Annotated in this window: 14 protein-coding genes and 2 pseudogenes; 10 read left to right on the plus strand and 6 right to left on the minus strand. The window is 71.0% G+C overall.

What is annotated here, in order from left to right; genetic code table 11:
- Window positions 1–65 precede the first annotated feature (65 nt).
- The gene (locus IEY95_RS44565; protein WP_189192016.1) at window positions 66–671 is read left to right on the plus strand and encodes a TetR/AcrR family transcriptional regulator; all 606 of its coding nucleotides are present in this window, start codon (window positions 66–68) and stop codon (window positions 669–671) included.
- A gap of 274 nt (window positions 672–945) precedes the next feature.
- Entirely contained in the window at window positions 946–1,575 is a 630-nt protein-coding gene (locus IEY95_RS44570; protein WP_189192017.1) for a TetR/AcrR family transcriptional regulator, read from the plus strand.
- A gap of 182 nt (window positions 1,576–1,757) precedes the next feature.
- On the opposite strand, the gene IEY95_RS44575 is transcribed toward IEY95_RS44570, so the two are convergent.
- Window positions 1,758–2,819 carry a beta-ketoacyl-[acyl-carrier-protein] synthase family protein gene (locus IEY95_RS44575; RefSeq protein WP_189192018.1) on the minus strand — a complete coding sequence of 354 codons (1,062 nt, stop codon included), beginning with the start codon at window positions 2,817–2,819 and terminating at the stop codon, window positions 1,758–1,760.
- 582 nt (window positions 2,820–3,401) lie between these two features.
- Between IEY95_RS44575 and IEY95_RS49820 the strand changes: the two are divergent.
- From IEY95_RS49820 to proB, 3 genes and pseudogenes are all read left to right on the plus strand, one after another.
- A pseudogene (locus IEY95_RS49820) lies at window positions 3,402–3,656 on the plus strand (WhiB family transcriptional regulator); the annotation flags it as partial.
- Between the two features lie 302 nt (window positions 3,657–3,958).
- Window positions 3,959–4,960 carry an alpha/beta fold hydrolase gene (locus IEY95_RS44585; protein WP_189192019.1) on the plus strand — a complete coding sequence of 334 codons (1,002 nt, stop codon included), beginning with the start codon at window positions 3,959–3,961 and terminating at the stop codon, window positions 4,958–4,960.
- Between the two features lie 68 nt (window positions 4,961–5,028).
- Window positions 5,029–6,225 (plus strand): glutamate 5-kinase, encoded by a 1,197-nt coding sequence (proB, locus tag IEY95_RS44590; protein ID WP_189192056.1) that lies wholly within the window; start codon window positions 5,029–5,031, stop codon window positions 6,223–6,225.
- A 432-nt stretch (window positions 6,226–6,657) separates the two neighbouring features.
- On the opposite strand, the gene IEY95_RS44595 is transcribed toward proB, so the two are convergent.
- From IEY95_RS44595 to ccrA, 5 genes and pseudogenes are all read right to left on the minus strand, one after another.
- Window positions 6,658–6,822, minus strand: coding sequence for a hypothetical protein (locus tag IEY95_RS44595; RefSeq protein ID WP_189192020.1), 165 nt, complete (start codon window positions 6,820–6,822; stop codon window positions 6,658–6,660).
- 15 nt (window positions 6,823–6,837) lie between these two features.
- Window positions 6,838–8,136: pseudogene (locus IEY95_RS44600) on the minus strand (glutamate-5-semialdehyde dehydrogenase); the annotation flags it as partial.
- A gap of 200 nt (window positions 8,137–8,336) precedes the next feature.
- A complete protein-coding gene (locus tag IEY95_RS44605) occupies window positions 8,337–8,504 on the minus strand; it encodes a hypothetical protein (protein WP_189192022.1) in 168 nt (55 codons plus the stop codon).
- A 24-nt stretch (window positions 8,505–8,528) separates the two neighbouring features.
- Window positions 8,529–10,232: a 3-hydroxyacyl-CoA dehydrogenase family protein gene (locus tag IEY95_RS44610; RefSeq protein ID WP_189192023.1), complete on the minus strand. Its 1,704-nt coding sequence runs from the start codon at window positions 10,230–10,232 to the stop codon at window positions 8,529–8,531.
- A complete protein-coding gene (gene ccrA, locus IEY95_RS44615; RefSeq protein WP_373294675.1) occupies window positions 10,229–11,608 on the minus strand; it encodes a crotonyl-CoA carboxylase/reductase in 1,380 nt (459 codons plus the stop codon). Before ccrA ends, IEY95_RS44610 begins: the two co-directional genes overlap by 4 nt.
- 262 nt (window positions 11,609–11,870) lie before the next feature.
- Between ccrA and IEY95_RS44620 the strand changes: the two genes are divergently transcribed.
- The 5 genes from IEY95_RS44620 (at window position 11,871) to IEY95_RS44640 (ending at window position 18,111) form a co-directional block, all read left to right on the plus strand.
- Window positions 11,871–13,214, plus strand: a complete 1,344-nt coding sequence (locus tag IEY95_RS44620; protein ID WP_189192024.1) for a cation:proton antiporter — start codon at window positions 11,871–11,873, stop codon at window positions 13,212–13,214.
- Between the two features lie 179 nt (window positions 13,215–13,393).
- Window positions 13,394–14,809, plus strand: a complete 1,416-nt coding sequence (locus IEY95_RS44625) for a citrate/2-methylcitrate synthase (protein WP_189192025.1) — start codon at window positions 13,394–13,396, stop codon at window positions 14,807–14,809.
- A gap of 54 nt (window positions 14,810–14,863) precedes the next feature.
- A complete protein-coding gene (locus IEY95_RS44630) occupies window positions 14,864–16,003 on the plus strand; it encodes an acyl-CoA dehydrogenase family protein (RefSeq protein WP_189192026.1) in 1,140 nt (379 codons plus the stop codon).
- Window positions 16,000–17,475, plus strand: a complete 1,476-nt coding sequence (locus IEY95_RS44635) for an amino acid adenylation domain-containing protein (protein ID WP_189192027.1) — start codon at window positions 16,000–16,002, stop codon at window positions 17,473–17,475. Before IEY95_RS44630 ends, IEY95_RS44635 begins: the two co-directional genes overlap by 4 nt.
- Window positions 17,476–17,580: 105 nt before the next feature.
- Window positions 17,581–18,111: a flavin reductase family protein gene (locus IEY95_RS44640; RefSeq protein ID WP_189192028.1), complete on the plus strand. Its 531-nt coding sequence runs from the start codon at window positions 17,581–17,583 to the stop codon at window positions 18,109–18,111.
- Window positions 18,112–18,132 lie beyond the last annotated feature (21 nt).

The following is an 18,132-nucleotide window of genomic DNA, read 5'->3' on the forward strand; positions in this document are numbered from 1 at the left end:
ACGGGTGCGACGCCGCACCCGTCGCACACCGGTCAACATGCCTCACACCAACGGGAGTTGCAGTTATGACCGTCACCAGCGCAGGGGCCGCGGCCGAGACCCGGGCCGAGGCGACGCAGGCCCTGATCTCCGCGGGCCGCACCCTCTTCACCCAACTCGGCTACCGGCGGACCGACTTCGCGGACCTGGCCTCGACGGCCGGTCTGACGGAGGAGTTCGCCCGTCAGCTGCTGCCCGACAAGGCCGCGGTCTTCGGCGCCCTGATAGAGCGGACCGTGAAGGTGGCCGGAATACTCCGCCCTGCGGTGACCGAGGGTGTCGACGAGGACCTGCCCATACGCCTCGCCCGCACCTATCTGGCACTGTGGGAGCCCAACGAGGAGGACTCGCCGATGGTCGAGCTGTACCGGGTCGCACTGTCCGACAAGGAGGCCTCCGAGGTGTTGCGCGACCGCATCTCCAAGACCCTGAACGGTCAGGTCGACGGCGAGCTGCCGAGCGAGGACGCCGAGTTGCGGACCGCGCTCTTCGGCGCGCAGCTGGGCGGCGTAGCCTTCGTACGACACCTCATACAGGTGGACGCCGTCGCCGCGGCGGACCTGGAGACGGTGATGGCGACGATCACGCCCGGACTGCGGCAGACTCTGCTCGGGAGCGACGCCACGCCGTAACCGCGCCTCACGGTGAAAAGGACCCGACGGGGAGTCGAATTCCGCACCAACGGTCGGATGCCACCACGGAGTTGCCGAGTGCCACCTGTGGATGGAATCACGGGGAACCGACTGATAGGATACTTTTCACTACACAGTGAATTACCCGCTCACGGAACCCCCGAAGTGCAGTGATCCCATGACATCCACGCGTGCAGACGGTTCGCCCACCCCCGCCCGTAAGCCCGGCTCCCCTCGGCGGGCTGCCTCCCCCGCTGCGAAGAAGCCGCGTCCGGTGCGTGCGCGCAGCGGACGTCGCCCCGGGGACAGCGGTACGAGAGAACAGATCCTGGAGTCGGCGCTCCACCTCTTCGCCGAGCGCGGCTACGCCAGGACGACCATCCGCGCGATCGCGGAGGACGCCCAGGTGGATCCGGCGCTGGTGCACCACTTCTTCGACAACAAGGAGGGGGTGTTCGACGCCGCGGTCAACTCGCCGCTCAGCGTCGCCTCCATCTTCGACCAGTTGCCTCCGTCCATGGTCGGCGACGGCACGTCGGAGGCCTCCTGGCTCGCCCGCACCTATCTGGAGTTCTGGGAGAGCGAGGAGACCCGTTACGGCATGACCGCCATCTACCGGGCCGGCCTCGCGGACAGTGCCACTTCCGAGACACTCCGCGCCCGTGTGGAGGAAAGCACCAAGAAGTGGGCGGCGACCTCCGGGTACAAGGACCGCCCGGACGCCGAGACCCGCGCCACCCTGGCGTCGAGCCATCTGATCGGTCTCGCTCTCATGCGCTATGTGCTCAAGGTCCACCCGCTGGCCGAGATGGACTTCGAGGAGTTCCTCGCCTGGGTCGTCCCGTCGCTGGAGATGCGCCTGTCGACCGACCTGGAACCCCGCAGGACGCAGACGAAGGACTGACCCCGTCCGCCCGGCGGTCCGCCGGGCGAGCGGGAGCGGTGTGCCCGGCGGACCACCAGGCGAGCAGGAGCGGTGTGCCCGGCGGACCGCCAGGCACGCGAAAGCCGGTGGCCCCGGACCGGAGCCGCCGGCTCAACCACTGTGCGAGCGTGGCCCTTGCACCGCGCCACGCACCTTCCTCGTCAGTCCCACGGGCGCCAGACGGCCCGCACGCCGATCAGGGACACACCCGGGCCCGCCGAGAACAGCAGGCCGTGATCGCCGTCGGCGGGCGACTTGGCGAAGGTCCGCTCCAGGACGTCGAGGACGGAGACCGACCCCACATTGCCGACCTCCCGCAGCGAGTCACGGGCGAGGTCCACCATCTCGGGGGCGCAGCCGAGGCCGCTGACGACGGCGTCCAGGATCCTGGGGCCTCCGGTGTGCGAGACCACGAAGCGCGGCGCGGGATCCGTACCGGGCGGCGCGATGCGCTCCAGCCACTCCAGCAGACGCGACATCCCGCCCTCGATCGTGTGCCGCAGACCCGGCGAGTTGTGGGCGTGCAATCCGTCGCCGTCCAGATGAGTGCCGACCATGTGATGACTGTGGGGATGGACGTACTCCCAGGAGTCGGTGAGCTCCATACGGGGCCCGTGCGACTCGGCGCGCACCACACAGGCGCCGGCCGCGTCGCCGAACAGCCCCTTGAGGATCATGCCGTCCAGGGCGGCGTCACCCCGGTGCATGTAGTGGCTGAACACGTCGGAGCAGACCACGAGGATCGTGGACTGCGGGCGGGCAGCCGCCATCTCCATGGCACGGGCGAGAGCGAACACCCCTCCCGCGCAGCCCACTTGGCTGACCGGTATGCGACGGACCGAGGGAGGCAGGCCGAGCCTCTCCATCAGGATCACGTCGAGCCCCGGCATCGTGTGCCCGGTGGCGCTGAGGACGACCAGACCGTCGATGTCGGCGGCGGCCAGTCCCGCTTCGAAGAGCGCCCCGAGTGCGGCTTTCTCCGCCAGTTCCAGGCTGTCCAGCAGATGCGTACGCGTCCGCTCCGCCAACGAGGGGGCGGGGAGGAACTGCTGCTCCAGCGGGCGGGTGTACCAACGCGTGCGTACGGTGGTGGACCGGATGACACGCAGAGCGTCGGCAAGACCGGGGTGATCCGGGTACAACTCCGTGATCCAGTCAAGCAGTTCATCGGTGGTCACCTGGTAGCGGGGCAAGGCGACGACGGGTGCGCTGACGACGGACATGGGACCTCCAAGAGCTCTCGGACAGGTGCGAACTGAGAACGAGCCCGCTTCGAACGGCGAAGCACCACCCCGGGTCACCCGAGTCCGGTGACGACCGCCGGTAGCTTCGACAGCTCTCGCCAAGGAAGTCTGCGCACGCGAAACACCCCCAGGTGTCTGATCGTGCTCCCCCCGTTGGGAGCGCCGTACAGCGCGGATGAAAGTACGTCGAGCTCGATGGCGCGTGACGATCAAGAGCGTGGTTCCTGGGCTCACCGCCGTGCGAGCGCGCCGCGAACGGTGGGGGTGTCCGGGCAGGGCCCTGGGCACGTCCGTCTGCGCTGCCCGAGGCCCCGTGCGGCGGGCCCGGCGGGTGAAGCCAACGTGACCGTACGCCAGCGGAGTTGGTGCCAGCAAGCCCCTATTTCAACAAGCGTGGAATCCACCGGAAGACCGTCGCGCCTTCAACTTTCGCCCACATCCCGGGCCTTGGCGCGCACCCTCCGGACACGGATATCAACAAGCATTGAAATCATCGTTTGTTGAGTTTATTCTCGGTCTGTGCGAACCGTCCACGCCCACACCGAGGAAGGGCCGACCGCCATGCACGCACCGGCGCACCACCGTGCGGACAACGACCCCTGGGTGGAGCGCGCGGCCTGCCGTGATGCCGACCCCGAGACCTTCTTTCCGCCCGCCGGAGGCACGGACGACGAACGGGAGGCGGCCGCCAAGCGGTTGTGCGCCGGCTGCCCCGTGGTCGAGGACTGCCTGCGCGAAGCGCTGCTCAACGCGGAGAGCACCGGGATCTGGGGCGGCCTCAACGTCCGCGAACGCCGGGAGCTGCTGCGGGTCGCCGCCACCCTCGGCGCGATCAGCTCCGAGCTCGCCGCGTTCCTGGCGAACGGAGGCCGGCGGATCGATCCACACCCACGCCAGCGCCCGGCGTACGTGTGGTTCCTGCGCAGGCGCGGCTGGAGTCCGAGGCGGATCGCCGGCGCACTGGGACTGACCTGCGGCCAGGTCCAACAGGCCTGGCGCACCGCAGAGTCGGCGTCCGCCTACGTCCGCATGCCCGAGTCGCGCGTCCCCAAGCCTCGTATCCGCAGGCCCCGTACCCGCAGGACGGGAACGCTCGCCGCCGACCGTGGCCGGGTGTCATGACCGCCCTCGCCCTCGCCGAACCCCGCCGCCTGGTGCGCTCGGTGGCCACGGACGACGGCGCCGAGATCGCCGTCTACGCCCACGGCGATCCCGACGCCCCGGCCACCGTCCTGTTCTGCCACGGCTGGACGATGTCCGCCCAGGACTGGCGGCCGCACATCGACGCCCTGACCCGTCCGCGCCAGGGCTTCCCCGCGGTCCGCGCGGTCAGCTACGACCAGCGGGGCCACGGCCGCTCCACCCGCGGCGGCGCCCCGCTCGACATGGCGCTGCTCGGCCGTGACCTCGCCCGGGTGCTCGCCGAGGCGACCCGCGGCGACGCACCCGTGGTCGTCGTGGGCCACTCCATGGGTGGCATGGCCATCCAGCAGCTGGCCGCCCGTCAACCCGCCCTGTTCGGGGCCCGGGTGAGGGGCGTGGGCCTGATCTCGACCTGTCTGAACGAGGTGGCCGAGGGCCTGACCGTTCCCGTCGCCCGGCCCGGCGCGGCCGTACGACACCTCACCAGGGCTCGCGAGCGGATCGCCGACGGACTGCTGCGCTCGCCCCGTTCGGCCAGGACCGTGCACCGGCTGCTCACCGGGCCGCTGTCGCACCCGAACACGGCACCGCTGTGGCGCGCGGTGTTCGGGGCGGGCCCCCACACCGATTCCGTCCGCGAGGGCGCCCGCGCCTTCCGGGACATTCCCGCGATGGCCATCGCCGAGTTCTACGCCGCCCTGACCACACACGACTGCGCGGGCCGACTCGGTGCGCTGGGCCGGGTGACCACACGGATCCTGGTCGGCGCGCTGGACTGCGTCACCCCGCCCGCGCAGGCCCGGCGGCTGGCCGACGACATACCCGGCGCGGTGCTGCAGACCGTGCCCGGCCAGGGCCACGACCTGCCGTACGAACGCCCCGTCCTCGTCGTGGAAACCGTCCACGCGTTGCTGCGCGAGATGCCCCGGACCCTGCTGTCCGGGGACCTCGCCCTGTCCACCCCCGCAGCACGGTGAACGGCCCCGCGCACACCGAGCCGCCTGGTGAACAGCCCCTGCGCACCGATGTCCTGACGGCCCGTCGCATGGTCGTCAAGGTGGGCTCCTCGTCCCTCACCACGGCCGCCGGGGGCCTCGACTCGGACCGGGTGGACGCCCTCGTGGACGTGCTCGCGCGGACCCGGGCGACGGGCACCGAGGTCGTGCTCGTCTCCTCGGGCGCCATCGCTGCCGGGCTCGCTCCGCTGGGCCTGACCGAGCGGCCGCGGGACCTGGCCAGGCAGCAGGCGGCGGCCTGTGTGGGCCAAGGGCTCCTGGTCGCCCGCTACACCGCCTCCTTCGCCCGCTACGGACTGCGGGTCGGCCAAGTCCTCCTCACCGCGGACGACATCAGCCGCCGCACCCACTACCGCAACGCCTTTCGCGCCCTCGCCCAGGTCCTCGCCATGGGCGCGGTGCCGGTGGTCAACGAGAACGACACGGTGGCCACCGCGGAGATCAAGTTCGGCGACAACGACCGGCTCGCCGCCCTGGTCGCGCATCTCGTCCGGGCCGACCTGCTGGTCCTGCTCTCGGACGTCGACGGCCTCTACGACGGCGACCCCCGCAGGCCGGGATCGAGGCGGCTGCGGGAGATCCGCGGTCCCCAGGACCTGGCGGACGTGGAGATCGGCAGCGCCGGCCGCTCAGGGGTCGGTACCGGAGGTATGGTCACCAAGGTGGAGGCGGCGCGCATCGCCACCGACGCGGGTATCCCCGTCGTACTCACCGCCGCACGGCACGCCACGGATGCTCTGGCCGGGCGCGAGACGGGTACGTTCTTCCACCGCACCGGGGAGCGGGCCGCCGACCATCTGCTCTGGCTGGAGCACGCCAGCAGCCCGCGCGGCGCGGTCCGGCTCACAGCGCACGCGGTCTCGACCGTCGCGCAGCGCAGGGGACCACTGCTCGCGGACGGGGTGACCCGCGTCGACGGGGACTTCGTCGCCGGTGACCCGGTGGAACTGCAGGACGAGAGCGGACGGGTAATTGCCCGCGGGCTCGTCGGGCTCGACGCGCGGGAACTCCCCCGGCTGCAGGGGAATTCCACCCGGGAGGTGGTTCACCAGGACGACCTGGTGCCGCTGGTCACCACCGCGCTCCCCACGCCCCCCGCCCCGCCGACCCCGCCCCGCGTCAGGATCCGCATCCACTCCGCGGAGGAATACGCCCGCTCGTCACCGCAGACTCAGGCCACGTCCACGTCCACGGCACGGGGAGCCCGTGCCTACCCACGCACCTGATCGGCACCACAGGCCGGCGCGCGTTAGGACGACGAACCCGCGCCGACCGGAGTGCCGCGCTCTCAGGGACGGGCGCCCTACAGCCGACGCGCCGGTACGGAGGCGCGCCCCCACGCACCCGCAGTCGCCCACGCGAGGCACGCCACCACGCACCCGCAGTCGCCCATGCACGGAAGGGGCCGTGCCGGTACATCGAATGCCCGTCGCTCACGGGAGGCGGGTTCAGCGACACAGCGGACTCCCGCACTGCGACGGGCGGATGTACCGGCACGGACCCGACCCCACGGCCACCGGTGGGCGAGGCGGGCCCACTGAACGACTTGCTGGAGCCCTGGTGCGGCACGCCGAAGGCGACGGCCCGCCCCTCGGGGCTGACCGCCGCCTTCCACCGATGAGAGGTCCCGCCGAGAACGGGACCCCACATCCCGTCGATCAGTCGATGCCACGGACGATGTGGAACTCCGCAGGGTCGTCGTCGACTCCGGCCAGCCCCGGCCAGTGTCGGGGCGTGGCCGCGGTGTGCCGTTCCCGGCGCGGCTCCTCCTCGTACAGCAGCCGGCCGGACGGATCCGTCGCGGTGATGATGCGTACGTACATGACCGGACCTCCGATCTAAGGCAGCGGGGCGGCGGCTCCGCCCCGGATGTGCCCGTCGCCCACGAGGACGTACTTGGTGGTGGTCAGCGCGGTCAGCCCCATCGGGCCGCGCGCGTGCAGCTTCTGGGTGGAGATGCCGAGTTCGCTGCCGAGCCCGATCTCCCCGCCGTCGGCGAAACGGGTGGAGGCGTTGACGGCGACGACCGCGGTGTCCAGGGCCGCGACGAATCGGCGCGCGGCGCTCTGCGAGTCGGTGACGATCGCCTCCGTGTGCCCGCTGCCGTACCGGCGGATGTGGCCGACGGCCGACTCCAGCGATGCGACGACGGCGGCGGCGAGGTCGAGGGAGAGGTACTCGCGTCCCCAGTCCTCCTCGGTGGCGGGCACCACCGCGGGGTGCAAGGAGCGCACCCGCTCGTCCCCGTGCACAGTCACCCCGTGGGCCACCAGCGCGGCCAGGGCCCGGGGCAGGAAGGCGGGCGCGACGCTCTCGTGGACGAGCAGCGACTCCGCGGCATTGCAGACGGACGGGCGCTGCGCCTTGGCGTTGAGCAGGATCGCCAACGCCTTGTCCAGGTCGGCGTGTTCGTCGACGTAGACGTGGCAGTTACCGACGCCGGTCTCGATGACGGGGACCGCGGAGTCGCGGACGGTGGCCTGGATGAGCTCGCGGCCGCCGCGCGGGACGAGAACGTCCACCAGGTCCCGCAGTGACATCAGTTCGTGGACGGAGGCATGGGTCGAGCCGGGGACGAGCTGCACGGCGTCGACCGGAACGGCGGTGTCCGCGAGCGCTTCGCGGATGACGGCAACGAGGGCCGCGTTGGTGTGCCGGGCGGCCGAAGAGCCGCGCAGGAGGGCCGCGTTGCCGCTCTTGACGCAGAGCGCGGCGGCGTCGACGGTCACATTCGGACGTCCCTCATAGATGATGCCGACGACGCCGAGGGGCACCCTGATCCGGCGTACCTCCAGGCCGTTGGGCATGACGGAACCGCTCGCGACCTCACCGACCGGATCGGGCTCGTCCGCCAGGGCACGCGCCGTTCCCGCGAGCGCTTCGAGCTGCTGCTCCGAGAGGGTGAGGCGGTCCAGCACGGTCGCCGACCGCCCGGCCTCTCGGGCCGCCTCCACGTCCTGCCGGTTCGCCGCGAGGACCTCCCCCGAACTCCCGCTCAGCCGATGGGCCATGGCCATCAGCGCGGCATCCCGCTCGCCACCGGTCGTGGTCGACAGCAGCGTGGCCGCGGCACGAGCGGCCAGCCCCGCGTCGCGCACGGTTCCGGCGCCGGTGGCCGCGACGGGACCAAAACGGGTACCAGCACCCGAACCAGAGCCCGTGCCCGAACCAGAACCAAGGCCCGAGTCCGAGCCCGAACCAGAGCCCGCACCCGTGCACGTGCCCGCCCACGCGCTCATGCCCGAACCCGAGCCCATGCCCGAACCCGAGCCCGAGCCCGAGCCAGATCCAGAACCGGAGTCGCTACGAGTACCCGCAGTCCGCGATGCCGCCGCGCTCACTGCTCGCCCCCGTCCACCGCCACGGATTCCCCGCCGTCCACCCCGTCCCCCGGCGCCGGTCCCCCCAGTGCCCAGGCCACGTCACCGCAGCCGGTCAGCTCCGCGAGCATCGCCCAGCCAAGAGCGTCGGCGGAGGCGGTTCGCTCGGAGTTCGTGCTGGTCATCTGCTTCCTCCTTGAGTCGGACGGTCAGCCGTACACCCGGAAGCCGGCGCCGGACTTGCGTCCCGCCCGGCCGGCGGCGACAAGGTGTCCCAGCAGAGGTGCGGGGACGGTACGGGGATGACGGTCCGCGTCGTGCAGTACGCGCTGGATGCTCAGCGAGATGTCCAGGCCGATGATGTCGAGCAGTTCGAACGGGCCGAGCGGGTAGCCGCAGCCCAGCTTCATCACGTCGTCGATCTCGTCGGCGGTGGCGTAGTGGCTTTCCGTCAGACGCACGGCGCCGTTCAGGTACGGGAAGAGCAGCGCGTTGACGATGAAGCCCGGCCGGTCCATGCACTGCACCGGATGCTTACCCAGTCGCAAACACAACTCCCGTGCCACATGCACGTGTTGGGGGGCGGTCTCCAGCGAGGGGATCACCTCGACGAGCCGCATGAGCGGGGCCGGGTTGAAGAAGTGCAGCCCGATCACGTCCTCGGGGCGCCCGGAGGCCAGACCGCATTCGATCACCGGCAGGCTTGAGGTGGTGGTGGCCAGCAGAGCGCCCGGCCGACAGAGCTCGCCCAGCGTGCGGAAGAGCCGCTTCTTCACGTCCAGGTCTTCCGCGATGGCCTCGATCACCAGGTCGCAGTCGGCCAGTTGGGCGAGATCCCCGCTCGGGGTCAACCGCTCCAGGGCGGCGTCGCGTTCGGCCTCGGCCAGCTTGCCGCGCCGTACGGCCCGTGCCGTCGACGCGGCCACGGCCTCCCACGCGGCCTTGGCGCGTTCGTCGGTGCGGCCGACCAGCACGGTGGGGACGCCGCCCTTGGCGAAGACCTCCGCGATGCCGGTGGCCATGGTGCCGGTCCCGACGATGCCGACCGTACGGAACGCCAACTGCGCGGGGGACGGCCGCTCGACGGCGGGCCTGGTGCCGTCGGATTCCCGGTAGTCGTAGAAGCCGCGTCCGGACTTGCGGCCGAGCAGGCCGGCGAGGGCCATGTGCCGTAGTCGGCGCGCGGGTTGGAGCGTCGGCTCGGCCCAGCGGGCGGCGAGGACGTCGAGGATGTCGCAGGCGGTGTCCGTGCCGATCAGGTCGAGGAGTTCGAGCGGCCCCAGGGGCAGTCCGCAGCCGTGGCGCATCGCGGCGTCGATGTCGTCGCGGCCGGCGAGCCGCTGGTCGTACATCGTGACGGCCTGGTTGAGGAAACCGAAGAGGAGGGCGGTGGAGATCAGTCCCGCCCGGTCGCCCACGGTCACGTGTCCGAGTCCGACGGCCTCGGCGAGGTCGCGGGCCTGCTCCACCGCCGACTCCTCGGTCATCACCGTACGGCCGATCTCCGCGAGGCCCGCCGTCGGCAGGGGCAGGTGGAGGCCGACGAGCCGGCCCGGGCGCCCGGAGGCGGCCGCGAGGTCGGTGAGCGAGAGGGCCGCGGCGCTGCTGGCCAGGACGGTTTCGGGCGGGCAGGCCCGGTCGAGGGCGCGCAGCACCTCGACCTTGGTGTCGCGGCGCTCGGGCACCGCCTCCAGCACGGTGACGGCCGGGGCGAGTTCCTCGATGCGCCGCACGAGACGGATGCGTCCGTGCGCCTCGGGTGTCCGGTCGAGGAGCTGCCGCAGCCGCTCCCCCGCCCGCTCCGCGGAGTCGAGTACGAGGACGGAGTGCCCGGCGACCGCGGCCCTGCCGGCGACTGCGGCGCCGATGGTCCCGAGGCCGACGACGCCGACCGTGCCGTGCCGTGCGCTCATGCCGCGACCTCGCTCAGGACGGGCGCCGCGGTCTCGGGCCGCGGGGTGCGGAAGCGGTTGATGGCGCTCTCGTGGAGGGCGCGGAATTCGGGGGCCGTGACGCCCAGTCCCTCGGCGGGTGCGAGGCAGCGCACCCCGACCTTGCCGTGGTGTTCGTTGCGGTGGATGGACTGGACGGCCTGGGCCACCTCGTCGAGGGCGTACGTCCGCGAGAGCGTCGGGTGGATGCGGCCCTTGGCGATGAGACGGTTGGCCTGCCAGGCCTCGCGGTAGTTGGCGCAGTGGGAGCCGACGATCCGTTTGAGGCTCATCCAGAGGTAGCGGTTGTCGTACTCGTGGGTGTAGCCGGCCGTGGAGGCGCAGGTCACGATGGTGCCGCCCTTGCGGGTGACGTACACGGAGGCGCCGAAGGTCTCGCGGCCCGGGTGCTCGAAGACGATGTCGACGTCCTCTCCCCCGGTCAACTCCCTTATGCGCGCGCCGAACCGGCGCCACTCCTTGGGGTCCTGGGTGTGCGGGTCCCGCCAGAAGCGGTAGCCCTCCTCCTTGCGGTCGATGATCAGCTCGGCGCCCATTTCACGGGCCAGCGCGGCCTTTTCGGGCGAGGAGACCACGCAGATGGGGTTCGCTCCGCCGGCCAGCGCGAGCTGGGTGGCGTACGAGCCGAGGCCACCGACGGCGCCCCAGACGAGGACGTTGTCACCCTGCTTCATGCCCGCGCCGTTCTGGGTGACCAGCTGGCGGTACGCGGTGGAGTTGACCAGCCCGGGCGAGGCGGCCTCCTCCCAGGTGAGGTGTTCGGCCTTGGGCAGCAGCTGGGTCGACTTGACGAGGGCGAGTTGGGCGAGTCCGCCGTAGTTGGTCTCGTATCCCCAGATGCGCTGCTCGGGGTCGAGCATGGGGTCGCCGTGGCCCTCCGCGTGCTCGAGTTCGACCGAGACGCAGTGCGCCACCACGCGGTCGCCGGTGCCCCAACGCCGCACGCCGGGCCCGCACTTGAGGACCACGCCCGCCAGGTCGGAGCCGATGACGTGGTAGGGCTGGTCGTGCCGGGCGGCGAGACCGCCGAGGCGCGCATAGCGCTCCAGAGCCGCGAAGGTGGGAACGGGCGAGAACAGTGCGCTCCAGACGGTGTTGTAGTTCACGGCGCTCGCCATGACCGCCACCAGTACTTCACCCGGTCCCGGGGTGGGGGTCGGCACCTCCTGGATGTGAAGGGAGTCGGCGGGACGCCGATCGCGCAGTTCCATTCCCTCGAACATCCCCGCCTCCTCCTTGTGGAGGACGGCTGCCCGGAAGGACTCGGGGACTCCCAGGGCCGCCACATCGGCCGGCACCGAGTCCGGGGACTCGATCACCTCCACCAGTTCGCGCATGGTCAGGCACCACCTTCCGCGGTTCACACTCGACAAGAACTCAACAACCAGTGAACTCAACAAGGAAGGAGTTTTGCATGAACCCGAAAACCCGGCAAGCCCCGACCGCCCACCCCCGCACACCTCTTGACTCCCAGGCGGGCAGCCCGCCGACGCCCCTTGTGTGCGCGCCACCCCGCATGCAAAACTCATCATCAGTTGAGTTCAACGCGTAGTGAATTAAGTTCAATGTCCGACGAGTTTCGACGCCGGAGGAGATGCCGTGACGCATCCGCACGCAGCCGAAGCACTGCAGGCCACCGCCATCGCCGGCATCGCCGGCATCCTGATCGCGGGTACAGTCCTCGCCCAGCTCGCCCGCCGCATACGCCAGCCCGCTGTCATCGGCGAGATCACGGCGGGAATCCTGCTGGGACCCAGTCTGCTGGGACTGCTTCCAGGAAACCCGACGCAGCGTCTGTTTCCGGACGAAGTACGCCCCTTACTCTCCATGGTCGCCCAACTGGGCCTGCTGCTCTTCATGTTCACCGTGGGGTGGGAGCTCGACTGGACGACCATGCGGCGCAGGAAGAGCTCCGTCGCCGGAGTGACCGCGGGCAGCATCCTGGCCCCGATGGTGCTCGGCTTCGGGGTCGCCGCGGTGATCTACCACAGCCACTCGCACGTCAACGGGGAGAAGGTGCCGTTCAGTTCGTTCGGCCTGTATCTGGGCGTCAGCATGTCGATCACCGCGTTCCCGGTGCTGGCCCGGATCCTCAAGGACAACAACCTCAGCCGCACGAAGATCGGCGCGCTCGCGCTGACCAGCGCGGCCTTCGGCGACGTACTGGCCTGGTGCCTGCTGGCCGGGGTGGTGGCGATCGTGACCGCGTCCGGTCCCTCCGGTTTCACCGACACCCTGTGGATGTCGGCCGGTTACGGCGCCGCGATGATCGTCGTCGTCCGCCCGCTGCTCACCCGAGGTGTCGCCTGGATCTCCAAGCGCGGCACCGGCGTCCATCTGGCCACCCTGGTCACGGCCGGGCTGCTGCTCTCCGCGTACACCACGTCGAAGATCGGCATCCACCCCATCTTCGGCGCCTTCGCCTTCGGCCTGGTCATGCCCCGCAAGCCGGAGGTCCTGCTGGAGGAGAAGATGCTGCGCCCGTTGCAGCACGCCGGTGAACTCATGCTGCCCGTCTACTTCATCGTCACCGGACTCTCGGTCGACGTCGCGGCCATGTCGCTCACCGCCTGGGGAGAGCTGGGCCTGATCCTCGCCGCGGCCATCCTCGGCAAGCTGCTCGGCGCCGGACTGCCGGCCAAGTCCTTCGGGCTCGGCTGGCGGGAGTCGACGGGCGTCGGCGTCCTGATGAACACGCGGGGCCTGACCGAGCTGATCATCCTCGGCGTCGGCCTCAGCCTCGGAGTGCTCGACCAGTCCCTGTTCACCGAAATGGTCCTCATGGCGCTGATCACCACGGCCATGACCGGCCCGCTCCTCCCGTTCCTCTTCCCCCGGTCCCGGATGGATCTGATCGCCACGCCCGCCCGGTCCGACTCGGCCGCCTCGCTGGTCCGGATGCCCGAGCCGGCCGGCGGGCAGACCTCGGACCTGGCCGGGTAGCCGGCTCAGGCCACACCCGTGGCGCGCCGCAGTCGATCGGGGCCACCACCCGGATCCGGCCGCGTGTGAACAGAACCGGCCGCGCGAACGGAACCGGCCGCACACCGGGTCCGCGACGCCGCACATCACCCCCCTTCGTCGCTCGGCACCCGCAGGAGCAGCGACGCTCAGACAAGGAGATGGCCCAGGTGCACCCCGTCATCAGCACTCTTTCCCGCGTCTTCGACATGCCGTCGGAGTTCATCGGCGACGAGATGCAGCTTCGCGCCGTGGCCAGCTGGGACAACCTCACCGCCGTGGAACTCCAGGTCCATCTGGAGCACGAGTTGGGCACCACCCTCGACGACCATCTCATCGAACACATCGAGTCGGTCGGACAGTTGCGCGCCTTCTACGACGACCGGCTCGCCGAACTGTCCCACATCAAGGCACCGCCGGACGCGTCGTCGATCGCCCCCGCGCTGCCGGGGCCGGTGCCTTCGGCCGTCGAGCAGGAGCTGACGGACATCTCGGAGGTGGTGGTCGGTGAGACGGGGATCTCCGAGGTGGACCCCGTCCGGGGGCGGCTGGCCTACCGCGGTTATCCCATCGAGGAGTTGATCGGCCGGGTGACCTTCGAGGAGGTCGTCCATCTGCTGATCCGCGGCTGGCTGCCGGACGCCGAGGAGCTGAGCGCTTTCAAGACGCGGCTCGTCGCGGCCCGTGAACTGCCGCCCATGGTCGCGACGAACCTGGTGCTCAACGCAAACTCCAGCACCTCGTCCGTGCTGCGCACCGCGGTTCCCGCGCTCGGCGTCGCCGCGGAGGCGAACGCCGACCCGGCCGCCCACATCGACCTGCGCGAGCGCCTGGTCGCGCGGATCCCGACGATCTTCGCGACCCAGCAGGCGGCCCGCGCCGGGCGACGGCTGCCGAACCCCGCGCCCGAACTCTCGCACGCCGAGAACATCCTCTACATGCTGGGCCTGCCCCGCGATCCGGAGCGGGTACGCCTGGTCGACCTCTGCCTGGTCCTGCAGGCCGAACACGGCTGCAACGCCTCGGCGTTCGCGGCCCGGGTCGCGGCCGGCACCGGCGCCGACACCTTCGCCACCATCACCGTCGCGCTCGCCACGTTCACCGGGCCGCTGCACGGCGGCGCCGCCCACCAGGTGATCGACCTGGCCCGCGAGGACGGCAATCCGGACACCACCGCCGCCTATCTGCGCGGGCGAGCCGACCAGGCCTCCGCCGCCCGGGTCAGGCCCGGCTCGCACGCCGAGGAGGACCCCCGCGTCAGGCCGCTGCGCGAGGCGGCCCGCGCCTTCAACACGGGCCCCGGCAGCGACCGCATCCTGCAGGTCCTGGACGCCGTACGGGCCGCGGCCCACCCGTCGAAGGGACCGCGCCCCTATCTGACCGTGGACTGCTACGCCGCCGCGATCTACCACCTGCTCGGCATGCCGTCCGACCTGTTCGTCCCGATGTTCGCGGCCGCCCGGGTCCCCGGCTGGCTCGCCCACGTCGAGGAACAGCGGGCCCAGCAAGGGCGCATCCATCCACGGCTGCGCTATGTCGGCCCGCGGAACCTGCGCCACTTCCCCGAGCACAACTGACCAGCGATCCGATCAGGGAGGGCGCGCCCCCTTCCCCGTACCCCAGGAGCAGATGTGGAGTTCGGCTGGAACGAGGGCCAACAGGCCCGCTACGACGAGGTACTCGAGGCGACCCGGGCCGCCTTCCCCGCTCCGCCCGGCGCGGGCCACGGGTTCTACACCCGCAAGGACTGGCTGCGGCTCGGCGATATCGGCATGCTCGGCTCCTGCCTGCCCGAGGAGTACGGCGGGCAGGGACTCGGCGCGCTCGACACCGCGCGCGTCGTGGAGGCCGTGGGCCGTGGCTGCGCCGACACCGGGCTGGTGTTCGGCGCGGCGGCGCACACTTTCGCCTGCGCCGTGCCCGTCGCCCGGTTCGGAACCGATGCCGTACGCCGGCGGATGCTGCCCGAACTGGCCTCGGGGCGGCTGATCGCGGGCAACGCCATGACGGAGCCGGAGGCCGGCTCGGACTCCTCACGGCTCGGCACGATCGCGACGCCCACCGACGGCGGGTTCGTGCTCAACGGCACGAAGAGCTTCGTCTCCAACGGACCGGCCGCCGATGTGTATGTGACGTACGCGACCGTCAATCCCAAGATGGGCTTCCTCGGTGTCACCGGCCTGGTCGTCGACCGGGAGACGCCCGGCGTCGTCGTGGGCAAGCCCTACGAGAAGATGGGCATGCACTCCTGCCCGGCCGGTTCCGTCACCTTCGAGGACTGCTTCGTGCCCGAGGTGCAGGTGCTCGGCGGTGTCGGCGCGGGTGCGGCGATCTTCCAGCACTCCATGGGCTGGGAGCGCGCCTGCCTCTTCGCGCTCTACGTCGGGCTGCTCGACCGCCTCCTGGAGCAGTGCGTCACACACGCCCGGGAACGCCGTCAATTCGGGCGCAGGATCGGCGAGTTCCAGTCGGTGTCCCACCGGATCGCCGACATGAAGCTGCGCCTGGAGAGCGCCCGGCTGCTGCTGTACCGCGCCTGCTGGTCGATGGACCAGGGCGATCCTTCCGTGCTCGAAATCGCCCTGTCGAAGCTGGCCGTGTCCGAGGGCGTGCTGGCGTCCGCCGCCGACGCGGTCCGGATCTTCGGCGGCCGCGGCTATCTGCGCGAGGACGGCATCGAGGCCGCGCTGCGCGACGCCGTGCCCAGCACGATCTTCTCGGGAACCTCGGACATCCAGCGTCAGTTGATAGTGAAGGAGATAGGCCTGTGAGGCTCCACCAGCTCGTCATCGACTCCGCCCGGCGCGCCCCGGACGCCCCGGCCGTGCGCTCGTCCCAAGGGGTGTTCAGCTACCGGGAACTCGACGACCTCGCCGACCGGTACGCGGCCGCGCTGCACCGGCGAGGCGTTCGCCCCGGCGACCGGGTCGTGCTGTGGACCCACAAGACCCTGGACGCCATCGCCCTCATGCAGGGCGCGCTGCGCATCGGCGCGATCTACGCACCGGTCAGCGCCAACAACCCGGCCGCCCGGGTCCAGCGCATCGCCGCCAGTTGCACGCCCGCCCTGGTGGTCGCCGACGCCGACGGCATCCGGCGCGCCGCGGATGTCGACTGGGACGACGCCCTGCCGCTCGCCTCCTTCGCCGAGGTGCGCGAGGAGGCCCCGGTCGCTGACGCCCCGGCGCCGTACGAGAACGAGCCCAACGAACCGGCGTACATCCTCTACACCTCCGGCTCCACCGGCGAGCCGAAGGGCGTCTGCATCAGCCACAAGAACGCGCTGTCCTTCATCCGCTGGGCCGCCGAAGAGGTGGGTGTCACCGCGGACGACCGGCTGTCCAACCACGCGCCCTTCAACTTCGACCTCTCCGTCTTCGACCTGTACGCCACCTTCCTGGCCGGTGCCTCGGTCGTCCTGGTGCCCGAGGGCTTGGCGTACGACCCGGCGCAGCTCGGCGCGCTGCTGCGCCGCGAGCGGATCACCGTCTGGTACTCGGTGCCGTCCGCGCTGGTCCTGATGATGCAGCGCGGCGAGCTGCTGACCGGTGAGCCGCCGGCCGATCTGCGGGTGTGCGTCTTCGCCGGGGAGCCGTTCCCCATGCAGCAGGTCCACGAGTTGCGCAAGGCGTGGCCGGATGTGCGGATGCTCAACTGGTACGGGCCGACCGAGACCAATGTGTGCACCAGCTACGAGGTCACCGACCGCGATCTGGGCAGCACCCGTCCGTTGCCGATCGGCACCGCGGTCAGCGGTGACCGGATCCGGATACACCCGCCGCGCGAGCGTGAGGGCGAGATCGTGGTCAGTGGGCCGACGGTGATGCTCGGCTACTGGGGCCGGGAGCCGCAGAAGGGCGCGTACTTCACCGGTGACATCGGGCGGATGGGGCCCGACGGAATGCTGGAGTACGTGGGCCGGCGTGACCACATGGTGAAGGTGCGCGGGCATCGCATCGAGCTCGGCGACATCGAGGCGGTGGTCGCCGCGAACCCCAAGGTGGCCTCCGCCGCGTGTGTCGTGGTGGGTAGCGGTCTGGACGCGAAGATCCACGCCGTGGTGGTGCCGGAGGGCCCGCGGGCTCCCGGGCTGCTCGAACTCAAGCGCGAGTGTGCCGACCGGCTGCCCCTCTACATGGTGGTCGACGCGGTCCATGTCGTCCCCGAACTGCCGCTGACCGGCAACGGGAAGACGGACCGTCAGGCTCTGCTGAACCAGATCACCGCCGTCGACGCGCGGTGAGCGCCGGTGCCAGACGTCCGGCGCAGCCCCGTGACAGCCACCCGGTGAACCCCGATGACCTCCGCGGCCCTGATCCGCCTCGGCCTCAGAGACGAGGACCTGCCCATGTCTGAACGACTCAGCACTCCCGACACCCTGTTGGACCAGGTGGACCTCCACACCTTTCGTTCGGTGATGGGGTCCCTGCCGACCGGGGTGAGCGTCGTCACCAGCCTCACGGCCGATGGCGAGCCGCGCGGCCTCACGTGCAGCGCGGTGTGCAGCGTGTCGGCCTCGCCACCGCTGCTGCTGGTCTGTGTCAAGCAGCCCAGCGCGACCCTCGAAGCCATCCACCAGAGCTCGGTCTTCGCGGTGAACTTCCTCTCCGCCGGTATGGCCGAGACGGCCCGCACCTTCGCGTCGCCGGTGCCCGAGCGGTTCGAGGGCGTGCCCTGGTCCGCGGGCAAGCGCACCTCCGCGCCGCTGCTCGACAACACCGTGGCGTTCGCGGAGTGCATCCTGACGAGCAGCCACCTGGCGGGCGACCATCAGGTACTCATCGGCCGCCTGGTGCACGGCGACGTCTCCACCACCAATACCCCGCTGGCCTACTGGCGGGCCCAGTTCTCCGAGGTGCACGCGCACCCTGCCGCCTGAGACGGCCCGTTGCGCCGCCGG

Origin of the sequence: Streptomyces albiflavescens, from assembly GCF_014645835.1 — a bacterium.
In the GTDB taxonomy this organism is placed as follows: domain Bacteria; phylum Actinomycetota; class Actinomycetes; order Streptomycetales; family Streptomycetaceae; genus Streptomyces; species Streptomyces albiflavescens.

Coding starts and splice junctions, on each gene's coding strand:
- IEY95_RS44565 (WP_189192016.1), top strand. CDS start 66: ATGACCGTCACCAGCGCAGGGGCCGCGGCCGAGACCCGGGCCGAGGCG.
- IEY95_RS44575 (WP_189192018.1), bottom strand. CDS start 2,819: ATGTCCGTCGTCAGCGCACCCGTCGTCGCCTTGCCCCGCTACCAGGTG.
- IEY95_RS44585 (WP_189192019.1), top strand. CDS start 3,959: ATGACCGCCCTCGCCCTCGCCGAACCCCGCCGCCTGGTGCGCTCGGTG.
- proB (WP_189192056.1), top strand. CDS start 5,029: ATGGTCGTCAAGGTGGGCTCCTCGTCCCTCACCACGGCCGCCGGGGGC.
- IEY95_RS44595 (WP_189192020.1), bottom strand. CDS start 6,822: ATGTACGTACGCATCATCACCGCGACGGATCCGTCCGGCCGGCTGCTG.
- IEY95_RS44605 (WP_189192022.1), bottom strand. CDS start 8,504: ATGACCAGCACGAACTCCGAGCGAACCGCCTCCGCCGACGCTCTTGGC.
- IEY95_RS44610 (WP_189192023.1), bottom strand. CDS start 10,232: ATGAGCGCACGGCACGGCACGGTCGGCGTCGTCGGCCTCGGGACCATC.
- ccrA (WP_373294675.1), bottom strand. CDS start 11,608: ATGCGCGAACTGGTGGAGGTGATCGAGTCCCCGGACTCGGTGCCGGCC.
- IEY95_RS44625 (WP_189192025.1), top strand. CDS start 13,394: ATGGCCCAGGTGCACCCCGTCATCAGCACTCTTTCCCGCGTCTTCGAC.
- IEY95_RS44640 (WP_189192028.1), top strand. CDS start 17,581: ATGTCTGAACGACTCAGCACTCCCGACACCCTGTTGGACCAGGTGGAC.